General features: G+C 62.8%; 10 protein-coding genes, 1 tRNA gene and 2 pseudogenes. 2 read left to right on the top strand and 11 right to left on the bottom strand.

The window, feature by feature from the left end; genetic code table 11:
• Positions 1-170: 170 nt before the first annotated feature.
• Positions 171-1,379, top strand: a complete 1,209-nt coding sequence (locus Q427_RS18345) for a molybdopterin molybdotransferase MoeA (protein ID WP_043516554.1) — start codon at positions 171-173, stop codon at positions 1,377-1,379.
• Here the strand turns inward: Q427_RS18345 and Q427_RS18340 are convergent.
• The 7 genes and pseudogenes from Q427_RS18340 to Q427_RS18310 all read right to left on the bottom strand — a co-directional run bounded on the left by Q427_RS18340 (position 1,366) and on the right by Q427_RS18310 (position 4,748).
• Positions 1,366-1,962 (bottom strand): acyl carrier protein phosphodiesterase, encoded by a 597-nt coding sequence (locus Q427_RS18340; protein ID WP_043516553.1) that lies wholly within the window; start codon positions 1,960-1,962, stop codon positions 1,366-1,368. The genes Q427_RS18345 and Q427_RS18340 overlap by 14 nt on opposite strands.
• Positions 1,963-1,992: 30 nt before the next feature.
• A pseudogene (locus tag Q427_RS18335) lies at positions 1,993-2,345 on the bottom strand (TusE/DsrC/DsvC family sulfur relay protein).
• Positions 2,345-2,635, bottom strand: coding sequence for a sulfurtransferase complex subunit TusB (tusB, locus tag Q427_RS18330; protein ID WP_043516552.1), 291 nt, complete (start codon positions 2,633-2,635; stop codon positions 2,345-2,347). The pseudogene Q427_RS18335 and the gene tusB overlap by 1 nt, the downstream one beginning before the upstream one ends.
• A gap of 37 nt (positions 2,636-2,672) precedes the next feature.
• Positions 2,673-3,050, bottom strand: coding sequence for a sulfurtransferase complex subunit TusC (tusC, locus tag Q427_RS18325; protein WP_043516551.1), 378 nt, complete (start codon positions 3,048-3,050; stop codon positions 2,673-2,675).
• A gap of 10 nt (positions 3,051-3,060) precedes the next feature.
• Positions 3,061-3,451 (bottom strand): annotated as a pseudogene (tusD, locus tag Q427_RS18320) (sulfurtransferase complex subunit TusD).
• Positions 3,452-3,523: 72 nt separating this feature from the next.
• A complete protein-coding gene (locus Q427_RS18315; protein WP_043516550.1) occupies positions 3,524-4,192 on the bottom strand; it encodes a Bax inhibitor-1/YccA family protein in 669 nt (222 codons plus the stop codon).
• Positions 4,193-4,289: 97 nt separating this feature from the next.
• On the bottom strand, positions 4,290-4,748 hold the full coding sequence (locus Q427_RS18310; protein ID WP_043516549.1) for an NUDIX hydrolase: 459 nt from the start codon (positions 4,746-4,748) through the stop codon (positions 4,290-4,292).
• A 76-nt stretch (positions 4,749-4,824) separates the two neighbouring features.
• On the opposite strand from Q427_RS18310, the gene Q427_RS18305 reads away from it, so the two are divergent.
• A tRNA-Ser gene (locus Q427_RS18305) sits at positions 4,825-4,914 on the top strand.
• Between the two features lie 270 nt (positions 4,915-5,184).
• Here the strand turns inward: Q427_RS18305 and Q427_RS18300 are convergent.
• From Q427_RS18300 to Q427_RS32575, 4 genes are all read right to left on the bottom strand, one after another.
• Positions 5,185-5,970, bottom strand: a complete 786-nt coding sequence (locus Q427_RS18300) for a hypothetical protein (RefSeq protein ID WP_043516548.1) — start codon at positions 5,968-5,970, stop codon at positions 5,185-5,187.
• A 158-nt stretch (positions 5,971-6,128) separates the two neighbouring features.
• Positions 6,129-6,389 (bottom strand): hypothetical protein, encoded by a 261-nt coding sequence (locus Q427_RS18295; protein WP_043516547.1) that lies wholly within the window; start codon positions 6,387-6,389, stop codon positions 6,129-6,131.
• Entirely contained in the window at positions 6,386-6,727 is a 342-nt protein-coding gene (locus Q427_RS18290) for a hypothetical protein (protein ID WP_043516546.1), read from the bottom strand. The genes Q427_RS18295 and Q427_RS18290 overlap by 4 nt, the downstream gene beginning before the upstream one ends.
• 3 nt (positions 6,728-6,730) lie before the next feature.
• Positions 6,731-7,261, bottom strand: a 531-nt coding sequence (locus Q427_RS32575; protein WP_197030731.1) for a hypothetical protein, incomplete at its 5' end; no start/stop codon positions are given.

Genomic DNA, 7,261 nt, shown 5'->3' with positions numbered 1-7,261 from the left:
ATGTTTGAGACCACCGACAGCCGTCACAAGCCCTGCAACTCTCTACACGTTCAGGCCAACCTGGTCATACCCGAGCGAGGCCAGCATGTTTGAGACCACCGACAGCCGTCACAAGCCCTGCAACTCTCTACACGTTCAGGCCAACCTGGTCATACCCGGCCGGGGTCAGCATGGCTGAGCTGCAACCGGTAGAGGCCGCACTCACCACGCTGCTCGATGATGTCGCCCCACTACCGACGGAGCTGGTGAGCTGCAGCCATGCCGCCGGGAGGGTGCTATCCGATGCGGTGCCGGCCCGACTCGACGTGCCGCCCTTCGACAGCAGCGCCATGGACGGCTATGCCCTGCATCATGACGATGCGGGGCGGTCACTGCCGATCACGCAGCGCATCACCGCGGGGACTATCGTCCAGCCGCTATCGCCGAAAAGCTGCGCACGGATCTTCACCGGCGGTGAGCTGCCGCCAGGGGCCGACTGCGTGGTAATGCAGGAGCGCGTCGAGGAAAAGGACAACCTGGCGGCTATCCCCGCGGATATTCCAGCCGGTGACAACATACGGCGCCGGGGGCGCGACGTTCGGGCGGATGCGTCGCTGCTCGATGCCGGCGTACGCCTCGATGCCGCCGCATTGGGCCATCTTGCCGGACAGGGCATCACCGAGGTGGTGGTGCGTCGTCGTCCCCGTGTCGCCCTGCTCTCCACCGGTGACGAGATCGTCGAACCGGGGCAGCCCCTGGCCCCGGGACAGATCTACAACTCCAACCGCCCCATGCTCAAGGAACTGCTGGAACGCTTCGGTGGCGAGGTGGTTCTCGTGGCCTCCGTTCCCGACAACCCGGAAGGCACTCGTGACACCCTGAGCCGGGCTGCCCGGGAGGTTGATGTGGTGATCTCCACCGGCGGCGTCAGCGTGGGAGAGGAGGACCACGTCCGTGCCGCCCTGGAATCCATCGGCCGGCTCGATCTCTGGCGCCTGGCCATTCGTCCCGGCAAACCACTCGCCCTGGGTCGGTTGCCCGGGGAAGGCGGCCGGACAGTGCGCTTCATCGGCCTGCCCGGCAACCCCGTGTCGTGCTTCGTCGGCGCCTGGCTGTTCCTCCGGCCCCTGATGGGGGCCCTGCTCGGCTGCCCGGCCCTTGCCAAGCTGCCGACACTTTCAGCCCGGGCCGATTTCGCGACCAACACCGGCCCTCGTCGCCACTATATGCGCGTGGCACTCGAGTTCGGTGAGCAAGGAGTCGTAGCGAAGGCGTTTCGCGACCAGAACTCCGGCGTGCTCTCTTCCTGCGTCGGCGCCGATGCACTGGCCGTGATACCCGAGCAATCACGCATCGCACCCGGCGACATCGTTGATTGCCTGTGGCTCAGGGTCGATTGAGCGACGAGGCGTCGCCGATATCGGCCACCTCTAGCTCGCCGTTCACGGCGGGCCAGAGGCACTGAAAGTCTCTCTCCAGGGCTGCATAATCCGCCTCCAGCCAGGGCACCAGTTCGGCCAGGCGGTTGGGGCCCGAGAGTCGCTGGCCGATACCTCGCACCGCGCGACAGGTGAAATCGAAGTCGGCGTAGCGATGCAGCCAGTCCTGCTCCACCAGCACCGGCATCATCAGAGCCAGGCGGGCGGGGGCGGGACGCTGCTCCAGCAGGCGGTAGCAGCGCAGTACCAACCGGGATTCGACGACATCGAGTCCCAGCTGACGCGCCACGAAGTGATCCCATACTAGATCAAGGGCGATACCGGTATAACGACGGAGCGTCTGCGGTGCCCTGCTTCGTGCCGAATGAATCACAGGGTGACGATCGACGAAGGCATCCACCCGGCGATGGTGCCGGATGCCGCTGGCGACCTCGTCTGGCCAGGCCGAGAGGTCGCTGCCCTTGACGCCGTCGGCGACAAGGTTGCCGTAGAGAAACTCGTCGCTGCCGCCACGGGCGAGCCAGGCGTGGGCCAGAAAATTCATGCAGCCCCCTTCATCGAGAGTGGCCCTGCATCAGAGACAGTTTGCCGGCTTCGGCAGGCCTGCCAGCCGCGCCGCCACCTTGGCAGGGCTTTCCGGAAAGAGACGCAAGAGGTGCAGCGAGCGGCCCTTCTCGCTTCCCAGCGACTGCCTCACGGCCTTGACCAGGGGACGCATGGCCGGAGATGCCTCGTAGCGGGCATAGAAGTCGCGCAGCACCGTGATGACCTCCCAGTGCTCGTCGGTCAGCTCAAGCCCCTCCTCGGCTGCCATGGCCCTGGCCACGGCCGGCGTCCAGTCATCCAGATCGACCAGGTAGCCTCAGGATCGAGGGCTACCCGATGCGTCTCGACCCACAGGAAGCGATCGATTTCCGTAGAGGCCATCAGAACCAGCTCACTGTCTTGTCGGCTTCTTCGGTTAGTGCCACGAAGCCGTCGACGTCCACTACCTGAACGCTGGCATCGCAGTGGCCCTCCAGTCCGTGGGACACCAGGTCCTCACGCAGGGCAAACAGCCGGCCACCGATCACCTCGAAATGGCGTACCTGAGACGGCAGTGCGCCCTGCACGCCATCCTCGACCAGCAGCAAGCGATCTTCCGGCCCCATGCCGGCAAGGGCCTCCCGGTAGACCAGGCTCGAGCTGGGGGAGCGATTGAGAATATGCAGGATCATGTTCGACCTCGCGGATATCGTCGTGTCACTGATGGCGTCAGAATGTCAGTACCAACCGGTGCCCGCCAATCAGCGCCGCTATCGATGGCGGCTCGAGGGGGCTCGCCGGCAGTTGCAGCGAATCGATGGAGATACCCAGACGGGTGAGTGACGCCGCGTCCAGGAACAGCGACTCGATATCGTACATCGCCAGCATATCCAGTGTGGCCGAGGTGCCCTTCTGTCCCAGGGGGCCAGGCCCCTGGCCCTGGAGCAGAGCCAGAACCCCATCGCCCTGGAACAGCAGGCTCACGGCCTGGCCGAAGGCCGCCGCCACCAGTGCGGCATCAAGACCTTCACGCAGCCAGCTGCTGCCGTGGGGTGGGTGGCGCAGTATGACAAGCACGTCTCCGGCCGGAACGGTCGCTGTTTGCATCGAGTCCTCCTCAGGGCGCAAAGGTCACCAGGCGATCGACGTCCAGGCCCAGGTCGACAAGCTGGCCCAGCCCGGTCAGCTCGAACGGAGGCTCGACGCTATGGCCCGACTTGCGTGGCGGGAGGCTTCGCGCTCATCCAGCAACCCCCTGCGCAGGCAGCGGCGATGCAGACCTGTAGCTGGGTGCCGTGCTCCTCGTTCAGCCTCACCCAGGCATCCACCAGGTGCGGCTCATCCTGGGGCGGCGCCGCCAGCCGTGCGGCGTTATAGACACCATCATGATAGAAGAAGACGCACTCCAGGCGGTGCCCACGAGCCAACAGGGCCGCGGCAAAGCGCAGTGCAGAATGGGTGGCCTGGCTGCTGTAGGGGGCGCCCTGAACGAGTAATGCGTAGCGCATGAAGCTTCCTGCCCAATCAAACGAGCAGGCCCCGCCTGAGCGGGGCCTGCGGATGACACGTATTGCCTGTCGTCAGTCGTTGCTCATGATACCGAGCAGCATGAGCAGGCTGACGAAGAGGTTATAGATCGAGACGTAGAGCGTGATGGTGGCGAGAATATAGTTGGTTTCCCCGGCACGATGCACGATCTCGCTGGTCTGGTAGAGGATCGCCGCAGAGGCGAACAGCACGAAACCGGCCGACACCATCAGCATCAGGGTCGGGATCTGGAAGATCAGGCCTGCCACCATGGCCAGGATCAGCACAATCGCACCCGCCATCAGGAAATTGGCAAGGAAGCTGAAATCTTTCTTGGTGATCAACGCGACGGCCGAGAGACCGATGAATGTCAGGCCGGTCATGGCCAGTGCATTCATGATCAACGCGGCGCCGTTGGGCAATGCCAGGTAGGCGCTGAGGATCGGGCCCAGTGTGAAGCCCATGAAGCCCGTGAAGGCGAAGGTGGCCAAGAGGCCGGCGGCGGAGTTCGCCGTCTTGTGCACCAGGAACATCAAGCCATAGGCACCGATGAAGAAAACCAGAATGTTCATCCGCTCGACGCCCATGGTCATGGCGACGCCAGCGGTCACAGCGGAGAACAGCAGGGTCATGGCCAGCAGGCCGTAGGTATTGCGCAGCACCTTGTTGGTGCTGACTACCTGTGACGTATGCTGAGCCACATGTGTTTCGTTATAGGCCATTGATCCAGAGCTCCCTGTAATTGATCTGAGTGATCTCGGCAGTGGACAAAGAATGCCGCCGGTTGGTTCCCAACGCAACCCCTTAGTTCTGAAAGCCTCAACGTATCATCATCGCAGAATTCTCGCCGACGAGCAGCTGGTTGGCAATATGACGGGCGCTGGTGCAGATCGTCGCGTCGTCGTTGACCGCAGATTCAGCCAACCAGCGGATTTCACTGGCATCGTCACCGGCCACTGCCGTTCCGGCAAGCCAGCGGCATCGCACCACCACGATAACGTAATGGCTCAGCAGCCTGCCGTCATCGTCGTACTGCCTGTCCTCAACCGCGGTCATGACATGGAGAGGCTCGGCCTCGATGGCCGTCTCCTCCTGTAACTCACGAACCGCAGCGGCCAGGAGCGGCTCGCCGGGTTCGACGCGACCTCCGGGCAGGGCCAGCATGCCGGCGTTGGGTGCACGCCTGCGACGGATCATCAATACCCGGCCCTCATGCAGCAACGCTGCGGATACTGCCACGACGGGCAGGATGAGGGACCTTTTCCGCGGCATCGCCATGACTACCTCCTGATGCCGATGCGATGGAACCCCTTGACCTCATGAGGATAGCTGGTAATATTCGCCCCCGTGAGCCGGAGGGATGGCAGAGCGGTTGAATGCACCGGTCTTGAAAACCGGCGTAGGGTCAAACCTACCCAGGGTTCGAATCCCTGTCCCTCCGCCACTCACCCTTATTTTTCAGTAACTTAGCAGCATTTCGCTAAGCTACCCAACGAACCACCCATCAAGCCTGAAATGGTAGAGATGTGGTGGTTTTTTGTGGCTGTAACAAAAGTGGATGCATCTTAGAGCCCCCCCCCCGCCACTGGATCCACCCTACACCTGTCAACGGTGGCGCAAAGGTGTCGGCCTGTGCCGGCATACCTTAAGCTGGACTCGCCAGCGAGTGCGATAGCGGATCGCCAGGGGTAAGGTGCCGGAGATTCAGATTTGACTATCTCAGGAAAAACCACCAAATCAGAATGGCAACAAGACCCCATGCTCCCGGCCGCCTGTACAACGGGATGGTAGGCTTGCCGGCTGTTGGCTGTCTCGTAGCGCCAGGTGAGCCGGTTTCAATGAAGGCACTCCCTAGTGATGAAGGATCACCATACTGGCTGCCTGGCACATAGCCATCCGCCTCTGCTTGAGCCTTTTCCGAGACACGCTGCCCAATAGGGCCACCATATTTCCCGACCGCTTGACGAGCGAGCTGCCGTGGCAGGCCATCCCACATCACTAGCTCATGCCATACGGTTTCCTGGTACGGCTCCGGCATGTCGCGGATTGCCTCATGCACCCCCTCCATCATTCGCTGAATCAGTTTTATGAACGCACTCGCCATTTCTGGACCCGCTTGATAGCCGTTATCAACATCGCCTGTGATAAGTCCTGACGCTTCTGCTTTCTTGATAGCCGGCGCTGACAGGCCAAGCTCGATAGGCTCCGAGCCCTCTATCATCCACGCTGCTTCCTCCATATGCCCCTTGAAAGGGGCCATTTCTGCCAGGAATGACGCTGGAGCACGATCAGCCGCTTCATCGAAAGTGTCAGTCTCAATTTCGCAGTAGTCGATAAGGCGCGGATACAAGTCAATTCCGTCCGCAAACGACAACCCTCGGAAATCGGACCGATAGTCATCAAGGTCGGTCACATCTTTAATTCGCACCGGTTTGGTGACGGCAGGCAGGCGTTTCAGAGAAAAGGCATCGGGCTCCTTGCGAAAGTAGCTCCAGTCCATAGTTCTAGAACTCCAGGCAGGTGATGCCTTCAACCTAGCACCAGGCAGTCAGCTATGTGCTATCGGCGCGCCAATGATTCATGTGACAGGCCAAAAAAAGAGGCCCCGAAGGCCCCAAGGCACGGGCGATGAAGACAGAACCCGTGGTGCTTCACCGATCAGTGGCGCCCAGCGTTGGGCGTGAAGCGTTCTATCAGGTCGATGCCGATGGCGGCCGGCCACCTTGCAGCCCGCTCGCGGAGTTCGCCGGCATGCTCACCGTAGAGCGTGGCGAATCGCCGCTTGTTGCTGTCGAGGAGTTCGAGGCGGTGCCAGTCGCGACCGAAACGGCGGCTCGGGTCCGCCAGGTTCAGCGGTTGCGCATAGCGTAGGTGGTTTGGATTCTCGAAAGTTGCCGGGTTGGGGTTGCGGGCAATCATGAGCGGACCCCCTGCCGGCTGTGACGAGCATAGATGCCGGCATACGTCCGCCCCTCCTGTAACTTCTCGAAGGTCGTCACAGCGGCCTGTTCCGGGTCCGTTTCATAGGCGCGGCGCGTATTCTCGTCCAGGTGCTCAGCAGCTTCCTGAATATCGGCGGCGGGCCTGTTCTGCCTGGCGTAGATCGTCGCAGGGTCGAGCCTGGCCGCTACCTGCCGCTGTCGGTCCTGACCGGCCTCTTCCTGGCGTTTGTCCTCGGCTTCCTTGCGCTCGATGCGCTGCACTGCCTGGGCGCGGTAGGCGGCCCGATAGGCCTCGCTGCTGTATGGGCTCGGCATGGGTTACTCCTCGCGGCCGCCAGTGGTGATGGTCAGACCGTGACGGTTGATCGAATCGGCCTCGGCGTGGTGGTGCAGGTGCGGCAGCTTGATATCCATGGCAGCGCGTCCGTAGTCGCTGCCCGGCTCGGCTTCCTCAAGGTCGGCATGGATCCCAGCCAGGGCCTTGAGGCGCTCGGCAGCGATGCGCTCGAAGTCTGCCACCAGCTCCGACTCCAGGGCGGCAAGCTCGGCATGACGCAGCCGGCCTAGTGCCTGGCGGTAGGCGCGTCCCAGCGTCTCAAGTTGGGCCTCTGCCCCTTCCAGCTTGCGAGTCAGACCTCGACGGGCGGCTTCCTGCCGGCGGTGCTCTGCCTGCTGCTTGTCGAGCGCCTGTGCGGCCTTCTTGGCCTCTGCCTGGGCGGCCTTCGCCTCCTCTGGCGTACCTTCCCCCATGGCCAGCAGGGCCTCCACTTCCTCGAGCCGGTCCTGTGCCGTGCGTTCTGCCTCGCGTGCCGACGCCAATGGGCTGTCGTCTGAGGTCATGTTGGCCAG

The organism is Halomonas sp. BC04, assembly GCF_000568385.1.
Note: the sequence above shows the minus strand (reverse complement) of the source record. Positions and strands in the feature narration are given on the sequence as shown.